General features: G+C 73.1%; 9 protein-coding genes. 4 read left to right on the top strand and 5 right to left on the bottom strand.

Annotation, left to right across the window (positions count from 1 at the left end):
* Window positions 1-3: 3 nt before the first annotated feature.
* From QFZ58_RS22810 to QFZ58_RS22825, 4 genes are all read left to right on the top strand, one after another.
* Window positions 4-897, top strand: coding sequence for a TylF/MycF/NovP-related O-methyltransferase (locus QFZ58_RS22810; protein ID WP_307126757.1), 894 nt, complete (start codon window positions 4-6; stop codon window positions 895-897).
* Between the two features lie 155 nt (window positions 898-1,052).
* Window positions 1,053-4,514 carry a bifunctional glycosyltransferase/CDP-glycerol:glycerophosphate glycerophosphotransferase gene (locus QFZ58_RS22815; protein WP_307126758.1) on the top strand — a complete coding sequence of 1,154 codons (3,462 nt, stop codon included), beginning with the start codon at window positions 1,053-1,055 and terminating at the stop codon, window positions 4,512-4,514.
* Window positions 4,511-7,363 carry a CDP-glycerol:glycerophosphate glycerophosphotransferase gene (locus QFZ58_RS22820; protein ID WP_307126759.1) on the top strand — a complete coding sequence of 951 codons (2,853 nt, stop codon included), beginning with the start codon at window positions 4,511-4,513 and terminating at the stop codon, window positions 7,361-7,363. The genes QFZ58_RS22815 and QFZ58_RS22820 overlap by 4 nt, the downstream gene beginning before the upstream one ends.
* Complete coding sequence (locus QFZ58_RS22825; RefSeq protein WP_307126760.1) at window positions 7,360-8,517, top strand: glycosyltransferase; 1,158 nt, start codon at window positions 7,360-7,362, stop codon at window positions 8,515-8,517. Before QFZ58_RS22820 ends, QFZ58_RS22825 begins: the two co-directional genes overlap by 4 nt.
* A gap of 118 nt (window positions 8,518-8,635) precedes the next feature.
* On the opposite strand, the gene QFZ58_RS22830 is transcribed toward QFZ58_RS22825, so the two are convergent.
* From QFZ58_RS22830 to QFZ58_RS22850, 5 genes are all read right to left on the bottom strand, one after another.
* On the bottom strand, window positions 8,636-10,870 hold the full coding sequence (locus QFZ58_RS22830) for a bifunctional glycosyltransferase family 2 protein/CDP-glycerol:glycerophosphate glycerophosphotransferase (protein WP_307126761.1): 2,235 nt from the start codon (window positions 10,868-10,870) through the stop codon (window positions 8,636-8,638).
* A gap of 173 nt (window positions 10,871-11,043) precedes the next feature.
* Complete coding sequence (locus QFZ58_RS22835) at window positions 11,044-11,976, bottom strand: carbohydrate ABC transporter permease (protein ID WP_373428576.1); 933 nt, start codon at window positions 11,974-11,976, stop codon at window positions 11,044-11,046.
* Window positions 11,973-13,364: a carbohydrate ABC transporter permease gene (locus tag QFZ58_RS22840; protein ID WP_307126762.1), complete on the bottom strand. Its 1,392-nt coding sequence runs from the start codon at window positions 13,362-13,364 to the stop codon at window positions 11,973-11,975. Before QFZ58_RS22840 ends, QFZ58_RS22835 begins: the two co-directional genes overlap by 4 nt.
* A gap of 4 nt (window positions 13,365-13,368) precedes the next feature.
* The gene (locus QFZ58_RS22845) at window positions 13,369-14,733 is read right to left on the bottom strand and encodes an ABC transporter substrate-binding protein (RefSeq protein WP_307126763.1); all 1,365 of its coding nucleotides are present in this window, start codon (window positions 14,731-14,733) and stop codon (window positions 13,369-13,371) included.
* A gap of 212 nt (window positions 14,734-14,945) precedes the next feature.
* On the bottom strand, window positions 14,946-18,353 hold the full coding sequence (locus tag QFZ58_RS22850) for an FHA domain-containing protein (RefSeq protein ID WP_307126764.1): 3,408 nt from the start codon (window positions 18,351-18,353) through the stop codon (window positions 14,946-14,948).
* Window positions 18,354-18,391 lie beyond the last annotated feature (38 nt).

Genomic DNA, 18,391 nt, shown 5'->3' on the forward strand with positions numbered 1-18,391 from the left:
GACATGAGCCGCAAAACGCGCGTACTGTCCGGCGGCATGGCTTGGCGCAACGCCGTCAACGGCGTCCTACAGCAACTCACCGGATACGAGCTCAGGCGTGCGACCGTGCCCGCCCCCCGTACCTCCCCGGTGACGAAGACGGAACAGCCCGCCCCTTCGGCGAAGCAGCAGGCGACCGTGAAGCCGGTTTCGGCCGGGCAGTCCGCCGCGGCGAAGAAGCCGCAGTTCCCGGCGGACTACGACGACGAGGCCAAGGACATCATCCGTGCGGTCAAGCCGTACACGATGACCTCGCCGGAGCGGCTCAACGCCTTCGTCCTCGCGACCCGGCACATCGTCAAGCACGACATCCCGGGCGACATCGTCGAGTGCGGCGTGTGGCGCGGAGGGTCCATGCAGGCCTGCGCGAAGACGCTGCTCTCCCTCGGCGAGACAGGGCGCGACCTCTACCTCTTCGACACGTACGAGGGCATGACCCCGCCCACCGCGGAGGACCTGCGGCGTGACGGCAGGCCGGCCCGGGAACTGCTGGACGCCCAGGGCAAGGACCGGCCCATCTGGGCCGTGGCCTCCCTGGAGGACGTCCGGGCCGGGTTCGAGCAGGTGCCCTACCCGAAGGACCGGGTCCACTACGTGCGGGGCAAGGTCGAGGACACCGTCCCCGGGCAGGCTCCCGAGCGCATCTCGATCCTCCGGCTGGACACCGACTGGTACGCCTCGACCAGACACGAGCTGCGGCACCTGTACTCCCGCCTGGTGAGCGGCGGGGTGTTGCTCATCGACGACTACGGCTACTGGCAGGGATCGCGCCAGGCGGTGGACGAGTTCCTGGAGGAGACCGGCGAGCGGCTGCTGCTGCTGCGCATGGACGAGGGCCGCATCGCCGTCAAACCCTGACCGGACGGCACGCGTCGTGAGCCCCGTGCCTCCCCGGCACGGGGCTCGTTCGTTATGCAGAAGACCAGTTGAGCCCGGACCGGCCGGCAGCCGGGGTGCCGTGTCCCCCAGGTGCCGGTCGGTCCCAGTCCGCCCGGAAGGATCGTGCGCAGCGCATGGCACCCCGTCTCACCGTCGTCGTCCCGCTCTACAACGTCGAGGAGTACCTCGGAGCCTGCCTGGAGTCGCTGGCCGCACAGACCATGACCGACCTGGAAGTCGTCATGGTCGACGACGGATCGACGGACGACAGCGCCTGCGTGGCCATGGAGTTCGCCCGCAGGGACACGCGGTTCCGGCTGATCCGGCAGGAGAACGCAGGACTCGGCGCCGCACGCAACGCGGGCGCCGGACAGGCCCATCCCGACGGGCGGTTCCTGACGTTCGTCGACAGCGACGACGTCGTACCGGCCGGGGCCTACACGAGGATGCTGGCCGAACTCGACGCGTCGGGATCCGACTTCGCGACCGGCAACGTCCTGCGGCTCCGGGCGAACGGCGCACTCGAGCAGTCCCCGATGTTCCGCAGGCCGATGGAGACCCACCGAAGGGCCACCCACGTCACCCGGGACTGGATCCTCCTCGGCGACCGCATCGCCTGCAACAAGGTCTTCCGCAGGTCCTTCTGGGACCAGCACGCCTTCGCGTTCCCGACCGGGGTCCTGTACGAGGACATCTCCGTCGTCCTCCCCGCGCACTTCCTCGCCCGGAGCGTCGACGTCGTCGAGGAGCCCGTCTACCACTGGCGGGACAGGGACGGCTCGATCACCACCCGGCGGGCAGTGGCCCGCGGTATCCGCGACCGCGTCACAGCGGTGACCACGGTCAGCCGGTTCCTGGCCGAGCGCGGCATGACGGAGGCCCGGAGGCGCTACGACGAGCACGCGCTCTCCGGCGACCTGTGGCTGTTCATCGAGGCGCTCCCGGACGGCGACGCCGACTTCCACGAGGCCTTCCTCACCCATGCCAACGCCTTCGCCGACACCGTCGAACCGGCCGTTCTCGCCGGGCTGCCCGTGCACCTGCGGGTCAAGTGGCAGCTCATCCGCGAGCGCAGGACGGCCGAGCTCCTCGCGCTCCTCGCCCACGAGTCCGAGGGCCGGGACACCTTCCACGTCCGGGGCCTGCTGCGCCCGAGGGCGCAGTACCCGGGCGTGGAGGGGCCCCTGCCGCACCGGGTCACCGCCCTGTCCGACGCGGACCTCCCGGTGCACGCGCACCTCACCGAGGCCGTCTGGCGGGACGGGAAGCTGCACCTCAAGGGGTACGCGTACGTCCGCAACGCCCCGGGCAGGTCGGCCGGTACCGGCTGGCTGAGGGCGGGAAGGAAGCTGATCCCGCTCCGGATGCGCAGGACGGTGACGGACGAGGCGGCCGCCAGGTCGGGCAGGACCCTGCACCGCTACGAGCGGTCCGGTTTCGAGACCGTGGTGGACCCCCGCCGGCTCACCACCCGGGGTGCCCGCACGGTCTGGAAGCTGGAGTCCGTCGTCCTCGCCGGTGGCCGGCCGCGCCGGGGCCCGATGCGGCTGCTGGGCAACCCGGCAGCGCCCGCGGTGCGGTACGTCGACGAGCGCAACCGGATCGTGCCCGTGCTCAGCGGCAACAAGCTGGAGCTGCGCGCCGAGCGGATCGACGCGGTACTGGCCGGACACGCGCCGGCCCGCGCGGAGGACGGAAACGGGAACGCGGTACGGATCGCGGTGCGCGTCCTGGGCGGGGAGCCGCCGACGGCCCTGAGGGCCCTGCGCCTCCTGGAGTGGCGCACGAAGGAGACCCGGGAGTTCCCCCTGGCGGCGGACGAGGGCGCGGACGGCCGCACCGTCGTCGCCGACGTGCCGCTGGACACGTTCCGGTGCTCCGACGGTGACTGGGGCGTCCAGCTCGTGGGTGCGGGCCGCCCGCTGACGGTCGCGGCCCGCCCGGAGACCGAGGCCGGGCGGTACCCGCTGGCCGGGGGCCGCGAGCTGTACGCCGCGGCCAACCCCTCCGGCGACCTCGTCCTCATCGACCGGGTCGTGCAGCCCGTCGTCGTACGGGTCTCGTGGCCGCAGGACGGTGACCTCACCCTGGAAGGGACCTTCCCGGCGACATCCGGCCGCCCGGTCGAACTCGTGCTGCGCCACGCCGGCCACCAGGAGGAGGCCGCCTTCCCGGTGGAGCGCACGGGGGCCGCGTTCCGTACGGTGCCGACCCCGGCGGCCGTCGACGGGACGGGCGGTGTTCTGCCCCTCGCGGAGGGCCGCTGGTACCCCTTCCTGCGTGAGCGGGGCGAGAGGGACCCGGAGCGCTACCTGCCGTTGCGTGCGGTGCCCCAGCTCCACTCCGGGCTTCCGGTGCACCGGGAGTCGGGTGGGCGCCGCTTCACCCTGGAGCGGCGTTTCCACGACCGGTTGAGCCTGGAGTCCGGCAGCGCCCTGCCCCTGCGGGACCGGGGCGCGTACGGACAGAGCCGGCTGCGCGAGGGGTACGCCACCGCGCGGACCCGGGGGCTGCGCGACGCCGTGCTGTACTCCAGCTTCGACGGGCGGCAGTACTCCGACTCGCCCCGTGCCGTCCACGAGGAGCTGGCCCGCCGCGACACCGGCGTCGAGCACCTCTGGGTGGTGCGCGACCAGCAGGCCGCCGTACCCGCCGGGGTCCGTGCCGTCGCCCTGCACAGCGCCGAGTGGCACGAGGCCCTGGCCCGCAGCCGCTGGATCGTCACCAACACGCAGCTGCCGGACTGGTTCGAGCGGGCGGACGGCCAGTTCGTCGTCCAGACCTGGCACGGCACCCCGCTCAAGCGCATCGGCCGCGACCTTGAGGGCAGCCCGTGCGCCGACGCCGCCTACATGGCGTCCATGCCGCGGCGCGCCGCCCAGTGGAGCGTGCTGGTCTCACCGAACACCTTCTCCACCCCCGTCCTGCGCCGCGCCTTCGGGCACACGGGTGAGGTGCTGGAGTGCGGCTACCCGCGCAACGACCTGCTGTTCGCCCCCGAACGGGCGAAGGCGGCCGTCGCCGTACGGGAGGCGCTGGGCGTGCCCGACGGCAGACGGGTGGTGCTGTACGCCCCCACCTGGCGCGAGGACCGGCCCAAACAGAGCGGCCGGTACGGGCTCGATCTCCAACTGGACCTGGACCACGCGGAGAAGGAGCTCGGGGACGACCACGTCCTGTTGGTGCGCCGCCACTACCTGGTCGGCGGCAGCATCCCCGAGACCGGCTTCGTCCGTGACGTGTCGCGCTACCCGGACGTCGCCGAGCTGATGCTGATCAGCGATGTGCTGGTCACCGACTACTCCTCCCTGATGTTCGACTTCGCCCAGACCGGCCGCCCGATGCTCTTCCACACCTACGACCTGGAGCACTACCGCGACACCCTGCGCGGCTTCTGCTTCGACTTCGAGAACCTCGCGCCCGGCCCCCTCGTCCCCACGTCGCAGGGCGTCGTCGAGGCGCTGCGCGACCCGGGGGCCGCGACCGCCGCCCACCGCGAGGCGTACGACCGCTTCCGTGCGTCCTTCTGCGATCTCGACGACGGTACGGCGGCGGCGCAGGTCGTGGACCGGATGCTGAAGGGGGCGCGGGCATGAGCGTCCCCGGCTTCAGCTGTGTGATCACCGCCGCCCCGGGTGGGGAGGCCGCCCTGCGGGCCTCCGTGGAGACCGTGCTCGACCAGTCCCTGCGCGCCGTCGAGGCCCTCGTCGTCCTGCCCGCCGACGGGGACGCCGCCCTCCGCGCGGTGGCCGAGTCGCTCGCCGGGCAGGCTCCCGACCGGGTGCGCGTCCTCACCCCGGACGCGCCGGCGAGGGCTGTCGCCGTCCTCCGCAACACCGGGCTGGACGCTGCCCTCGGCACGTACGTCCTCGTCCTCGGCGAGGGCGAACGCCTGCAGCGCCATGCCTGCCGCAACCTGTGGGAGGCCGGGGCGCGCACCGGCGCCGATCTGGTCGCCGGGCGCTGGAGCCGGCTGACCGGGGAAGGGGCCAAGGAGCAGGAACCCCACTGGCAGCAGGCGCTGATCGCCCGTTCCCGGGCCGTCGCCCGGTACGCCGAGGCTCCCGAACTGGTCGTGCACGACGCGCTGGTGACCGGCTTCTGCCTGCGACGCGAGGCGCTGGAGCGGCACGGTCTGCGCTACGACGAGGACCTCGCCCACAGCGAGATCTTCTTCGGCCCCCTCGCCGCGGCCGTGGTCGGCAGGATCGCGCTCGTACGCCGAAGGATCGTCTCCGGGCGGGCCCTGCCCGACGGCGGACGCGACCTCGCCGGCCTGGTGGAGGCCCACCGGCGGGTGTGCCACGTCCTGGTGGCGCAGGGCCTGACCGGCCTGCGTGAGGAGCGGGAGCGCGCCTTCCTGAGGGACCACCTCGTGCCCCTCGTGCGCACGTTCGTGCAGCTCCCCGCCGCCGAGCGTGACCGGATCACCGCGACGGCCGTCCGGGTGCTGCCGGACTGCGTCCCGGAGGAGGCGCTCCTGACCCTCCCACCCGTGGAGCGCGTCGGTGTCCGGCTGCTTGAGCGTGGCGACCCGGACGGGGTGCTCACGGCGGCGTACGCGCTGCGCAGGCGGGGCACCGTGGCCGCGCCGCTCAGCCTGGGCGAGGACGGGCGGGTGTACTGGCAGGGCGGCCCCGATCCGGCCCTGGACGTCACCGAACTCGGCCACCAGCACCGCACGTTCGGCGAGCTGAGGCTGATGAACCGCCTCACCCGCTACGAGGCCGGCGGCGGCCGGGTCCTGCTGGCGGGCCGGCTCGTCCTGCCCGCCCACACCGGCCCCGACCCGGACCGGCCCCTGACCGCCCACCTGGAGTTCCGGGTGCGGGACGGCTCCCGCACGTTCCGCTTCCCCGTCGACGACGTACGGCGCGACGCCACCGGGATCGCCTGGCACGCCCGGATCCACCTGACCCGTGGGCTGCGCCCGATCGGCGCCCGCGACACCGTGTGGGACGCCCGCATGGTGGTGGAGGACGGCCGCACCCGCTCGGTCAGCGACCTGTTCGCCGCCCACGACCTGGTCGGTCCGGCGGACCGTTCACCCGCCCTGCCCCGGCTGGGCCGGACGGCCGGGGACACCTGGCAGCCCTACGTCACGCTCAAGGACCACCTGGCGCTCCGGCTCGAAGCCCGCGGGCGTCCCGCACGCACGGCCCGGCGGCTCGTCCACTACGCCACCCACTTCCGCCCCGCCCGCCGGGCCAGAACCCTGCTGCGGGCCCTGCGCACGGGCGTGGGCAGGCTGCACGCCCGGGGCCACAAGGTCTCCGTCTACCACTCCTGGCTCCTCCGGCTGCCCGTCCGCAAGGGCTCCGTGGTCTTCGAGAGCCACATGGGCAGGTGTTACGGCGACAGCCCCCGGGCCGTGCACGAGGAGGTGCGCCGCAGGGGCCTGCCCTTGCACTGCGTCTGGTCGTACGAGAACTCCCCGGACGGCTTCCCGTCAGACGCGCGGCTCGTACGCCGATGGTCCTGGCGGTATCTGTGGGCTCTCGCCCGGGCCGAGTACTGGGTCGACAACCAGGGCTTCCCCCAGCACCTGCGCAAGCCGTCCGGCACCACCTACCTGCAGACCTGGCACGGGTCGGCGTACAAGCGCATGGGCTTCGACGAGACGCGGGTGCGGATGCAGAACGCCCCGCAGCGCGAGCGGCTCCGGCGGGCCGTGCAGCGTTTCGACCACTTCCTGGTCCGCTCCGAGCACGACGTACGCACGCTGGCCCGCGCCTACCGGCTTCCGGAGGAGTCCCTGCTGCGCACGGGATACCCGCGCAACGACGCCCTGGTCGCGGCGCGTGCCAGGGACGAGACGGAGGGACGTCTGCCACGGCCGCCACTCGCGGCGGAGCTCGGACTGCCCGACCACCGCAAGGTCGTGCTGTACGCGCCGACGTTCCGCGCCGTTCCCGGCAGGCGCCGGCGACGGCCGCTGCTGCTGGACGCCGCACGCTTCGCGGAGCGCTTCGGCGACGATTACACGCTGCTGGTGCGGGCCCACTACCTGGAGGCGGCGAGCCTGCCCGTGTGCCCACCCGGCACGGTCGTGGACGTCTCGGGCCACCACGACGTCAGCGAACTGCTCGCGCTCGCCGACGTCCTCGTCACCGACTACTCGTCGATCATGTTCGACTACGCGCTCCTGGACCGCCCGATCGTCCTGTTCGCCCCCGACCTCGACGCGTACGCCGCCGACCGTGGCAGCTACTTCGACCTGCGGGAGAAGGCTCCCGGGCCGGTCGTCGGGACCGAGGACGAGCTCTTCGCCGTGCTGGCCCGGCTGAAGAGCGCGGACACCGGCTTCCAGGAGCGGCGCACCGCCTTCGCCGAGGAGTTCGGCGGCTACGACCGGGGGGACGCGGCCCGTGCGGTCGTCGACACCGTCTTCGCCCGGCACATCGTCCCGGCCCGTAGGGCCCGTACCGGGGAGGCCGGCCGATGAGCCGCAGCCGTGAGGTCCGTGACGTGTTCATCGTCTCCAACAGCACGGACGAACTCGGGGGTGTGACGGGCTGGACGCACCGGACCGCGCGGCTGCTGCGGGAGCGGGGCCACCGGGTGCACGTCATCGGCGTCCACGCGTCCGAACTGAAGATGGCCCTGCCCGAACCGCCCGGTTACCCCGTCACGGCGCTGTACCCGGCCCACCCGCCGACCCCGTGGTCCCCCAAGGGGGCGCGGGACCGCCTCCGGCTCACGGCCAGGCGGCGTGAGGCGGCACGCGTGGCGGAGAAGCGGTGTGCCGTCGAACGGCTCTCGGAGATCTTCCGCACGGCGCGGCCCGGCGGGGTGGTGATCGTCAGCCAGGTCTGGGCGATGGAGTGGGTCGGCGAGGCGGACACGTCCGGCCTGCGGGTGATCGGGATGAGCCACGAGTCCTACGCCTACTCCAGGGCGAGCCACCGATACCGCTGGATCAGGAACCACTACAAGGGGCTCGACCGCTGGCTGGTCCTCACCGAGGAGGACGCCGACATCTGGGCGGGCGACGGGATGAACAACGTCGGTTCCATGCCCAACGCCCTGGCCGCGCTGCCCGATGTGCCCTCGCCCCGGCGGGAGAAGGTGGTCGCGAGCATCGGCCGGCTCACCGACCAGAAGGGCATCGACATGCTCCTGGACGCCTGGGCGCTGGTGGCCCCGCAGCGACCCGACTGGCGTCTGGACGTGTACGGGGCCGGCGAGGACGAGGCGAGCCTCAGGGCACAGTGCACGGACCTGGGGCTGGACGGGTCGGTCCGGTGGAGGGGCCGCACGGACGACGTCCCCGGAGCGCTCGCGGCGTCCTCCGTCTTCGTCCAGTCCTCACGCGGCGAGGGCTTCCCCCTCGCGCTGCTGGAGGCCATGGCGAGCGGGGTGCCGTGTGCCGCGTTCGACTGCGCGCCGGGCGTGCGGGAGATCGTGCGCGACGGCGAGGACGGACTGCTGGCACCCGCCGGAGACATCGGCGCGCTCGCCGACCGGGTCCTGCGGCTCACCGGCAACCCCCGGATGCGGGACGCGATGGGGGACCGGGCGCGGATCGCCGTCCAGCGGTTCTCCGAGGAGGAGATCATGGACCGCTGGGAGGACCTGTTCGCCTTCCTGGAGCGCTGAGCGCTGGGTGCCGGGTGCCGGGTGCTGGGTGCCGGGCGCGGGGGGCGACCCGCACCCGCACCCCCCGGACCGCGTCGCTGCCCCTGCTCCGCGTTTCTTCGGCCCGGGACGTCCGCTCTCACCCGTTGGTGTACTCCCGTACCGGCACCTGCCGGGGTACTCCCGCGGTGCCCCGGTCCTTGAGCGGTGCGGGCAGGGGCAGCCCCGAGGTCTCGCCGAGGAAGACCCGGCGGACGACCCGCTCCGCCGCGTGCCCGTCGTCGTACGGGCAGAAGCGGGCACGGAACGCGGCCCGGCGCTGCGCGGAGCGGGGGCCGCGCCAGTGGTCCGTGGAGAAGATCTCGTGCAGCTCGTCCTGGTCGCGGGCCACGGCGCCGGGAGGGAACGCCTCCAGGTCGAAGTAGGTCCCCCGGGCCGCTTCGTAGGCCTCCCGGTCGGGGAGGTGGAGCACGACCGGCCGGTCCAGGTTGACGTAGTCGAACATCAGCGACGAGTAGTCCGTGATCAGCGCGTCCGAGGCGAGACAGAGTTCCTCGACGGACGGGTGGCCGGTGACGTCGATGATCTGCGGGTGCGAGGGACGGGGGACGCCCGCACGGGCCGCCGCGTCGAGGTAGTGGGAGCGGGTCAGGATCACGTAGCGCGGACCCAGGACACGGACGAGCCGTTCCAGGTCCAGAGGGCGGTGCGGATCGCGCCGGTAGTCGCGGTGGGTCGGCGCGTAGAGCAGGGCGGTGCGGCCGGCCGGCACGGCCAGGTGCTCGCGCAGCCGTGCGATCTCGGCCTGAGGCGTGCGGTGGAAGGCGTCGTTGCGGGGGCTGCCGTACTCCAGCGTGGTGTATCCGGAGGGGTAGGTCCGCTCCCACACGAGCGTCGAGTGCTGGTTGGCGGAGAGCGAGTAGTCCCACTTGTCGACGTTGCGCAGCAGCTGCCCGAAGTCCATGGCGCCGGCGGCCGCCGGACGGTGCACCAGGTCGGTGCCCATGGTCTTCAGCGGGGTGCCGTGATGGGTCTGGAGGAACACCTGATCACGTCTCTTGACCAGCCTGCGGTCGAAGTTCACGTTGTTCACCAGGTACTTGGAGCGTGCCAGGGCCGTCCAGTACGCGTACGTCCCCGGATGCAGCACGCGCGTGGCCGACGGCACCGTGTGCGCGTCCTCGGGGCGGCAGATCCAGGAGGTGCGCAGACCGGGTACCAGGGCGCGGGCGGTGGCCTCCAGGGCTGCGGGGCTGCACGTGTAGCCGCGGTGCCAGTAGGCGGCGAACACGGCTTCGGCGGGGCGTACCGGCAGCCGTAGCTGGACGCGGTAGTGCACCTGGAGGACCGCTCCGCGCACCGCACGGCGCAGGGCGGTGTACCGGCCGCGCAGCCGGCCGCGGAGCTGCTGCCCGGCCCACAGGGTGCGGTACGTGCGATGGGCGCCCAGCCGGAACAGCGCGTGCCGCAGCCGGGTACGGCACGGGACGGGGGCGCCGGGGGTGCGGTAGCGGCGGCAGTGGGCGCGGGCGCGGCGGAAGAACTCGGCCCGGGTTCCGCGCGGGAGCCGGCCCCGGGAGGTGTAGATCGTCGAGAAGTGGTCGAGCATGCGGCGGAACATCACCGGCCGCCATACGGCGAGTTCGGGTCGGGAGCCGATGAAGGCGAAGACGCGGTCGTACTGGTCGAACACGTCGAAGTGCCGGCGGGTGGTGGTGGACAGGATGTTCCCCCGGCGCCGCTGGCGGTATCCGACGCAGACCGCGTCCAGTACGGCGATCGATCCGGCGGCCATCAGGACCGGATAGGTCCAGGGGGTGTCCTCGTAGTAGCCGGGCGGGAAGGTGAAGCCCTCGGCCTCGATGAACTCACGGCGGTACGCCTTGTTCCAGACGACCATGAGGACCTTGAGCAGTTCGGGGCGCTGTGCCAGCCGGAAGGAGGCGGGGCCGGTCTCCGCGAGGTGTTCGGCGAAGGTGTTGCGTACAACCCCGCCCGACCAGTACGTACGGGCGTAGTCGTAGACCAGGACGTCGGGTCCGCCGGTCGCGTCCAGGCGGTCGGCGATGGTCTGCAGCGCCTCGGGGGTGAAGGTGTCGTCACCGTCCAGGAAGAGCAGGTAGTCACCGCTCGCCCTGGCCACGCCGGCGTTCCGGGCGGGTCCGAGACCGGCGTTGTGCGGGAGGTGTACGGCGCTGACCCGGGGGTCACGGGCGGCGTACTCGTCGGCGATCGGGCCGCAGGCGTCCGGCGAACAGTCGTCGACCACGATGATTTCGTAGTCCTTGTACGACTGGTCCAGCACGGAGTCGAGACACGCGTGCAGGTACGCCTGGACCCGGTACGCGGGCACGATGACACTGAACCGGGGCACAACACATCCAGGGGGCGCTCGCGGGCGGGCAGGTGGCCCGCAAACGGCCGATGGAGTGACATGGTTACGGCGGACGTGGCATTCGGGGGAAATACCAGGTAGGGCGGCCCGTTCGCGAGTGAACGGGCCGCCCCTGGGGTTGACGAACGTCTGTGCTGTCGCCGGCTCCCCTCCTACTTGACCGCGCCGGCCATGACGCCGGAGACGAACTGCCGCTGGAAGGCGAAGAACACGGCCAGCGGAATCACCATCGAGACGAAGGCGCCGGGCGCCAGGACGTCGATGTTGTTGCCGAACTGCCGGACCTGCTGCTGCAGGGCCACCGTGATCGGCGGGGACTCCGAGTCGGCGAAGATCAGCGCGACCAGCATGTCGTTCCACACCCAGAGGAACTGGAAGATCCCGAGTGAGGCGATCGCGGGCCCGCCCAGCGGCATGACGACCCGTGTGAACAGCCGGATCTCGCCCGCGCCGTCCAGCCGGGCGGCCTCCAGGAGTTCGCGTGGGATCTCGGCGAAGAAGTTCCGCAGCAGGAAGATGGCGAACGGCAGGCCGAACGCCGTGTGGAACATGATCACGCCGAAGGTCGTCTCGAAGATCCCGATGGTGCCGAAGAGCTTGGAGACGGGGATCAGGGCGACCTGCACGGGGACGACCAGCAGGCCGACCACCAGCAGGAACCACCAGTCGCGGCCGGGGAACTCCATCCAGGCGAAGGCGTATCCGGCGAACGAGCCGATCACCACCACCAGGAAGGTGGCCGGGACGGTGATCAGTACGGTGCTGAGCAGCGAGTCGGTGATGACCGAGTTGTCCAGCAGCCGCTGGTAGTTGTCGAAGGTGAGCTCGGAAGGAGCCGTGAAGACCTTCCACCAGCCGGTCGCCGCGATGTCGTCGGACCCGCGCAGCGAGGAGAGCAGCAGTCCGATGGTCGGCATCAGCCAGAACAGGGCCACCAGGACGAGGAAGACCCGCATCACACCGCCGCCGGCCCGTGCCGCGAGCCGGGAGCCCAGGGACTGCCGGGCCTGTGCGTCCGGGGGTGGGGGCGTCGTGCGTACCGCCTCCGGGACGGGTGCCGTCTGTGCGGCTTCGTTCGTGGTCACCGCCGCCCCTCCTTCCGTATCCGGCGGATGTTGAACAACATCACCGGGATCACCAGCAGCAGGAGGAGTACGGCGATGGCGCTGCCGACCCCGAGGTTCGCGTCCGTCCCGAAGGAGGACCGGTACAGCTGCAGCGCCAGGACGTTCGCGTCGTCCTGCGAGGAGCCCGGAGCGATGATGAAGACCAGGTCGAAGATCTTCAGGACGTTGATCATCAGGGTGACGAGCACCACCGCCAGGACGGGTGCCAGCATCGGGACCGTGATCCGGCGGAACACCTGCCACTCGTTCGCTCCGTCGACCCGGGCCGCTTCGAGGAGTTCGCGCGGCAGGCCCGCGAGGCCCGCCGCGATGAGGACCATCGCGAAGCCCGCCCACATCCAGACGTAGCTGCCGATGATCCCGGGGGTCACCAGGGACGGCCCGAGCCAGTCGACGCCGTTGTACGGCTCCCGGAAGTTGGCGGCGGGCAGCCGTAGTTCGGCGCCGTCGGCGGACGCGGGCAGCGTGAAGACGCCGTCGGCGCCCGCCGTCGCCGACGCGATGACCTTGCCGTCCTTGACGGCCTCGACCTCGATGCCCTTGAGGCCGAGCTCCGAGGGGTCGACGACGTTGGGCCTGCCGCCCCCGCCCTTGGTGAAGTCGAGCCAGGCGGTGCCCGTGACGCCCTCACCGGAGGCGGACGCGGCCTTGGCGGGCACCGCGTCGTCCGGCATCTTCGCGGGCGCCACCCCGACCAGCGGCAGCAGCACCGGTTCACCGGCCCGTACCGGCTCCTTGGTGACGAACGAACCGCTGCCGCCCGCCTTCAGCGGGTGGACGGGCAAGGGGTGCGCCTTGGGGAACGCCGAGGAGGCGGCGAAGGTGTCGTGCACGCCCACCGCCACCGCGTTGGCGACCCCGCGTTCCGGCGCCTGGTCGTACACCAGCCGGAAGATGATGCCCGCGGCGAGCATGGAGATCGCCATCGGCATGAAGACGATCAGCTTGAACGCCGTGCCCCAGCGGATCCGCTCGGTCAGCACCGCGAAGATCAGGCCCAGCGCGGTGGAGATCGTCGGTGCGAAGACCACCCAGACCGCGTTGTTCCTGACCGCCGTGCGGATGGTGTCGTCGGTGAACAGCGCCTTGTAGTTGTCGAGGCCGGCGAAGCCCGTGCCCGCCTGGTCGAAGAACGACCGGTAGACGGAGTACACGATCGGATAGACGACGAGAGCGCCGAGCAGCACGAGGGCCGGCAGCAGGAACGCCGCCGCGATGGCCCTCCGGGTGCCGGTCACGCTCCGCCGTGAACGCCCGGGCCCTGGCCCGCGCCCGCCGGGCTGCCTGCCGGGTTGCCTGTCGGCGGGGGGTACCTCTGCGGAGCCCCCCGCGGTCGCTGTGGTCATCCCGTCAGCTCGTGTAGGCCTTGGCCGCGTCGGACTCCAGTTTCGCCTGGGTCCCCGCGATGTCCTTCGGGTTCTTGAGGAAGTCCTGGAGCGTCTTCCACTCACCCTTGCCGGGCGTACCGCCGAACGACTGAGGGGCCTGGTCCGACATGTCGAACCGGACGTCGTCGCCGGCCGCGATCAGCGCCTCGGCCATCGTGCGCTGCACGTCGTTCGGGTACGCGGCCGCGTCGAGCGACTTGTTGGGCGAGATGAACCCGCCCGCCTCGGCCCAGATCTTCGCCGAGTCCTTCGAGGCGAGCCAGGTCAGCAGTGCCTGGGCACCCTTGCTGTCCTTGAGCGCCACCGCCGCGTCGCCGCCCGTCACCACGGGGGAGTCCGCGCCGACCGCCGGGAACGGGAACACCTTGGCGTCCGTACCGATCTTCGCCTCCGTCTGGGCGATGTTGACGGAGACGAAGTCGCCCTCGAACACCATCGCGCCCTTGGGCTGGTCGCCCCCGGTGAACGTCTGCGTGACGGATGCCGGGAACTCGGTCTGCAGGGCCCCGTCGGCGCCGCCCGTGATCAGGCTCGGCTTGCCGAAGAGCTCGGCGAGCGTGGTCAGCGCGTCCTTGACCGACGGATCCGTCCACTTGATCTCGTGCTTGGCCAACTGGTCGTACTTCTCGGGGCCTGCCTGCGAGAGGTAGATGTTCTCGAACCAGTCGGTGAGCGTCCAGCCGTCCGCGCCGCCGACCGACACGGGAGTGACACCGGAGGCGGACACCGTCTCCGCGGTGGCCATGAAGTCCTTCCAGGTCTTCGGCTCGCTCGCGCCCGCGTTCTCGAACGCCTTGGCGTTGTACCAGATCAGCGACTTGTTGGCGGCCTTGAAGTAGACGCCGTACTGGGTGCCGTCGACCTTGCCGAGGTCCTGCCAGACCTGCGCGTAGTTCTGGCCCAGCTGGGCCCTGGCCTCGTTGCCGACCGGCTTGGCCCACTTCTTGGCCACCGCCTGCTGGATGGCACCCACCTGCGGGATCATCGCGACGTCCGGGGGCTGACCGCCCGCGATCTTCGTACCGAGGAAGTTGACGATCGGGTCCTGTGCCGGGACGAAGGTGACCGTGGCGCCCGTGCGCTTCTCGAACTCGTCGAGCACCTTCGTGAAGTTGGCCTGCTCCGGACCCGTCCAGACCGCGGCGACCGAGATCTTCTCGCCGTCCAGTGCGGGCAGCGTGACGCTCGACGGGCTCTCCTTGCCCGTGGCAGGGCCCTCCCCCGCCTTGTCCTTGCCGCCGCCGTCGTCACTGCAGCCCGTGAGGGCCAGTGCTCCGATCGCGGAGAACACCAGCGCGGCTCGCCGCATGCGAAGGGTTGTGCGCATTCCTGCCCCGTCTCTTCTGCACGCGTGAGCGCGGACCGGCACCAACGGTCGTACCCTGCGGTGCCACTCACGCCCCACATACGTGCGGTTCACATCGTCCGTGCGCACAGTCCTACGCCGGGTGCACGGGCGCCGCAATACCGCGATCAGCTATAACGCACCGATCGTGACGAGCTCGTGACGTCACGTCGAGACGCGGCCCGGACGGGTGGTCAGGAGGACGAGGGCGCGGCGTAAGGGCTCAGCGGCGGAAGCCGCTCGGCGTTGACCGAGCGGGCCGCCCGCTCCAGGGCGCTGGCCAGCAGGGCCAGGTCCGTGGGTCCGTTGCCCAGTTCGCGGACCGGGCGGCGGGTCGGCGGATCGCCCATCCGCTCCCAGTCCAGGGGGACGACGGTCGGGCGCAGGGTCGCGGTGCGCGGGATGCGGCCGGTGACCCGGCCCCCCTGGAACGGCGTCACACGGCCGTCCGGATGACCGAGGCGCCCGCGGCCGGGCGCCGCCTCGTCCGGGGAGGGGGGCACGACGGGTGGGTCGAGCACGATGCGCAACCGGGCGCCCCGGGCCAGCTCCGTGTCCTCGGTGCGGTCCGGGCGGCCGGAGGTGGCGACCAGGTGGACGCCGAGCCGCCCGCCGTCCCTGGCCACGGCCTCCAGGACGCGGACGACGGATCCGGCGGACGGGCGGCCGGGACTGCCGAGCGCCGGGGCGACGAGGGCGTCGAAGTCGTCCGCCAGGACGACGAGCCGGGGCAGCGGGGACGGGCCGGGGGCCGGTGGCCGGGCGGCGGCGGGGCGCAGCCGAAGAGTGCCGGTCGCGGGGGATTCGAGGTCACCGCGCTGTTCGGCGGCGCCGGAGGGGCGCCGGCCGGCGGGGACCGCCCGCGCTTCGGCGTACCGCTCGTGCCACTCGGTGAAGTCGAGCCCGCCGAGCAGTTCCGCCCGGCGTTTCAGCTCGCCACCGAGCGCCTGGGCGAACTCCCGCATCCGTACGGGGTCGGAGGCGACGAGGTGCGTGAAGACGTGCGGCAGCTCCGTGCACGGGCGCAGTCCCTCGCCGCGCTCCCCGTGTTCGCCGCCCGAGCCGTCGATCAGCAGGATGCCGAGCCGGTCCGGCCGGGCGGCGGAGGCCAGCGAGGCGGCCACGGCCCGCAGCAGTTCCGTACGGCCGCTGCCCGCCGGGCCCTCGATCAGCAGATGCGGCCCCTCGCCGGCCAGATCGACGGACAGGGGCCCCCGGGGCCCGGCACCGAGCACGATCACCGGGCGCCCCGCACAGCTGGAGGACACGCCTGCGGGCCCGGGCACGGGCCCGCTGTCGCGCCGCTGCGCCACGATCCGGGGGGCACCGCCGCTTCCGGCCGCCGTGGTGGGCGACAGGCGGCCGGAGCCGGAGCTGGTGGGCCCGCTGCCCTGCGACGGAGCGTGCCCGGATGTGGCGGCCCCGCGCTGCGGGCCCACCCGGGGCCCGGTGCTCAGGGTGCGGCCGGAACCCGTCGTGTCCAGGTCGGCGCCGGCGGGGGCCACCGGGGGCAGCGTGGCGCCGGGCTGCTGCTCCGCCGTGGAGGCCCAGCGCGCCATCAGGGAGGCGGGGGTGGCCCTGGCGAGACCCAGCTCGTCCAGGAGGCGGGCGGAAGGGGGCAGCGCCGCGGCCATGGGCCTGCCCGGCAACACGGCCGTGCCCTCGTCCCGGAGTGGTGCGAGGGCGCGCGCGAACCGCTCGGCCCAAGGCGCCGACACCGCGTCCACCGTGGCGACGGTGCCGTGGCCCGCCGTCCGGCCGCCCGCCGTGCGCAGGAGCCGCAGAGCGGTCGCCACGTCGCCGCTCAGCATGGCGACCGCTCCGCACTCACGGAAGGGGATCGAGGCCCGGCAGGCCGTGTCGTAGGTCGCGGCGACCGGGGAGGTGGGCGAGGCGGGCGGGGTCTCGGCGAGGCAGATCAGGTGGATTCCCGCGGCCGCTCCGGCGCCTGCGAGCCCGGCCGTGGCCTCGCGCAGCTCGGCGGAGCCCGGGTCGCCGTCCACGATCACCACGGTGTACGGCCCCGCGTGACCGCGGGCGGCCTGGGTGACGGCCGACCGGTCGGCGCTCGCCCAGGCGGGACCCAGCGGCCCCTCCTCCAGGCGGCGCACCAGCTCGGCCGTCCTGGCCCCCGCCTGCTCACGGTCGTACGCCAGGAGCAGCCTGCAGTCCTGGCCGTGCATGGGTCGCAGATGCGGCAGCCACCCGAGCCAGGCCCACTCGCGCCGGCGCTCCTCCGCGCCGCGTGCCCGGTCCGTGCTGATCAGGACGATCTCCAGGTCGAACGGGGAGTGCAGGGCGGCGAGCTGGGCCACCGCCGAACGGGCCAGCCCGGCCAGCCGGGCCCGGGGGCCCGCCAGCCCGAGCGAGCCGGCTTCCCGCAGCCCCACGGTGACGGGTACGGCGGGCAGGCCGGCCCGCTCCGTCGTCCCCAGCCGGACGACCAGTGCCTCCGGGTGCGCGGGGCCGCGCTCCCACAGCCGGGGACCCGGCCCGAGCGCCGTGAGGAGCACGGCCGCCGGGTCCGGCCAGGTCCCGGCCGGGACCCGGCCGGAAGGTGCGGGGGCGTCGGTGCCCGCGGGTGCGCCGCCGCGGGATCCGCTCTGCGCAGGCGCTTCCGCGTGCACCGATGTCCCCTCTCCCGGCGCGTTCTGTCCCTGGTCGCCCTTGCCGCCCGCCAGACGACGCGCCCAGGCCCCTATCCCGCGCCGGGGTGCCTCGCCCTCCGCCAGGCCGGTGCCGCGTCCGTGTGTGACGTGGGCCGTCGTCGCCCCCGGCCCGCCGGGGCCCGCCGGGCCGGTGGATCCGCGCCGCTCACCGTGGCCGGCGGGTCCGCCGTCGTACGGATCGTGCGCGGCGTGGGGGTCGTGATCATCGGGGGCGGGGCTGTAGGCGTGGCCGTGGCCCGCACCGCCCTCGGCCGCCCCGGCCTCCGTGTGCGCTCCCGCGCCGTCCGGCCGGGCCACCCGCAGATGGCCCTCTCCGTCCGGGGTCGTCGTCAGCGTCGGGGTGCGGGAGCCCGAAGTGAGCCGCAGGGCGGACTCGCCGAGGCGCAGCAGCGCGCCCGGCGCCAGCCGGACCGGGGTGTCGCGCACCTCCGCGCCGTCCAGGGAGGTGCCGTTGGTCGAACCGAGGTCGGCGACCGACACCCGGCCGTCCCCGGACACGGTCACCGCGCAGTGCAGCCGGGACACGTCCGGATCGTCGAGCGGGACGTCCGCCTCCGCGGACCGGCCGATGCGGATGCGTCCGCCGTGCAGCAGGTGGACCCCGCCGGCGTCGGGCCCCGCGATCACGTGCAGCTGCGCGGGGACGGGGTCGTCCGCCGCCTCGTCCTCGCCGGGCATCTGCAGGGAGAGCACCGCGCCGTCCACCAGGGGCGGCTCGCCGAGGGCGCAGCGCTGCGGGTCGAGCCGCTCACGCCCGGCGTACAGCACCACGGCGCCGCCGCCCAGAGAGGTCTCCGGGCCGGACACCGCCGCGGCCAGGCCGGAGGCGACGGCCGCGAGAGCCGTTCCTGCGGGCGCGGTGACGAGCACGTCGCAGGTGCGTGCCGGGGTCTGGCCGCTGCGCGGCGCGAGGACGGTCAGCCGGATCTGCATCGCCGTCAGCGGTCCCTTCTGCGCGGGGTGCCCGGCAG

The sequence above is a fragment of the Streptomyces sp. B1I3 genome, assembly GCF_030816615.1.
GTDB lineage: Bacteria > Actinomycetota > Actinomycetes > Streptomycetales > Streptomycetaceae > Streptomyces.

Bases quoted from the DNA above. Each gene is read 5' to 3' on its own strand.
- QFZ58_RS22825 (WP_307126760.1), top strand. From the start codon at position 7,360: ATGAGCCGCAGCCGTGAGGTCCGTGACGTGTTCATCGTCTCCAACAGC.
- QFZ58_RS22820 (WP_307126759.1), top strand. From the start codon at position 4,511: ATGAGCGTCCCCGGCTTCAGCTGTGTGATCACCGCCGCCCCGGGTGGG.
- QFZ58_RS22815 (WP_307126758.1), top strand. From the start codon at position 1,053: ATGGCACCCCGTCTCACCGTCGTCGTCCCGCTCTACAACGTCGAGGAG.
- QFZ58_RS22840 (WP_307126762.1), bottom strand. From the start codon at position 13,364: ATGACCACAGCGACCGCGGGGGGCTCCGCAGAGGTACCCCCCGCCGAC.
- QFZ58_RS22850 (WP_307126764.1), bottom strand. From the start codon at position 18,353: ATGCAGATCCGGCTGACCGTCCTCGCGCCGCGCAGCGGCCAGACCCCG.
- QFZ58_RS22845 (WP_307126763.1), bottom strand. From the start codon at position 14,733: ATGCGCACAACCCTTCGCATGCGGCGAGCCGCGCTGGTGTTCTCCGCG.
- QFZ58_RS22810 (WP_307126757.1), top strand. From the start codon at position 4: ATGAGCCGCAAAACGCGCGTACTGTCCGGCGGCATGGCTTGGCGCAAC.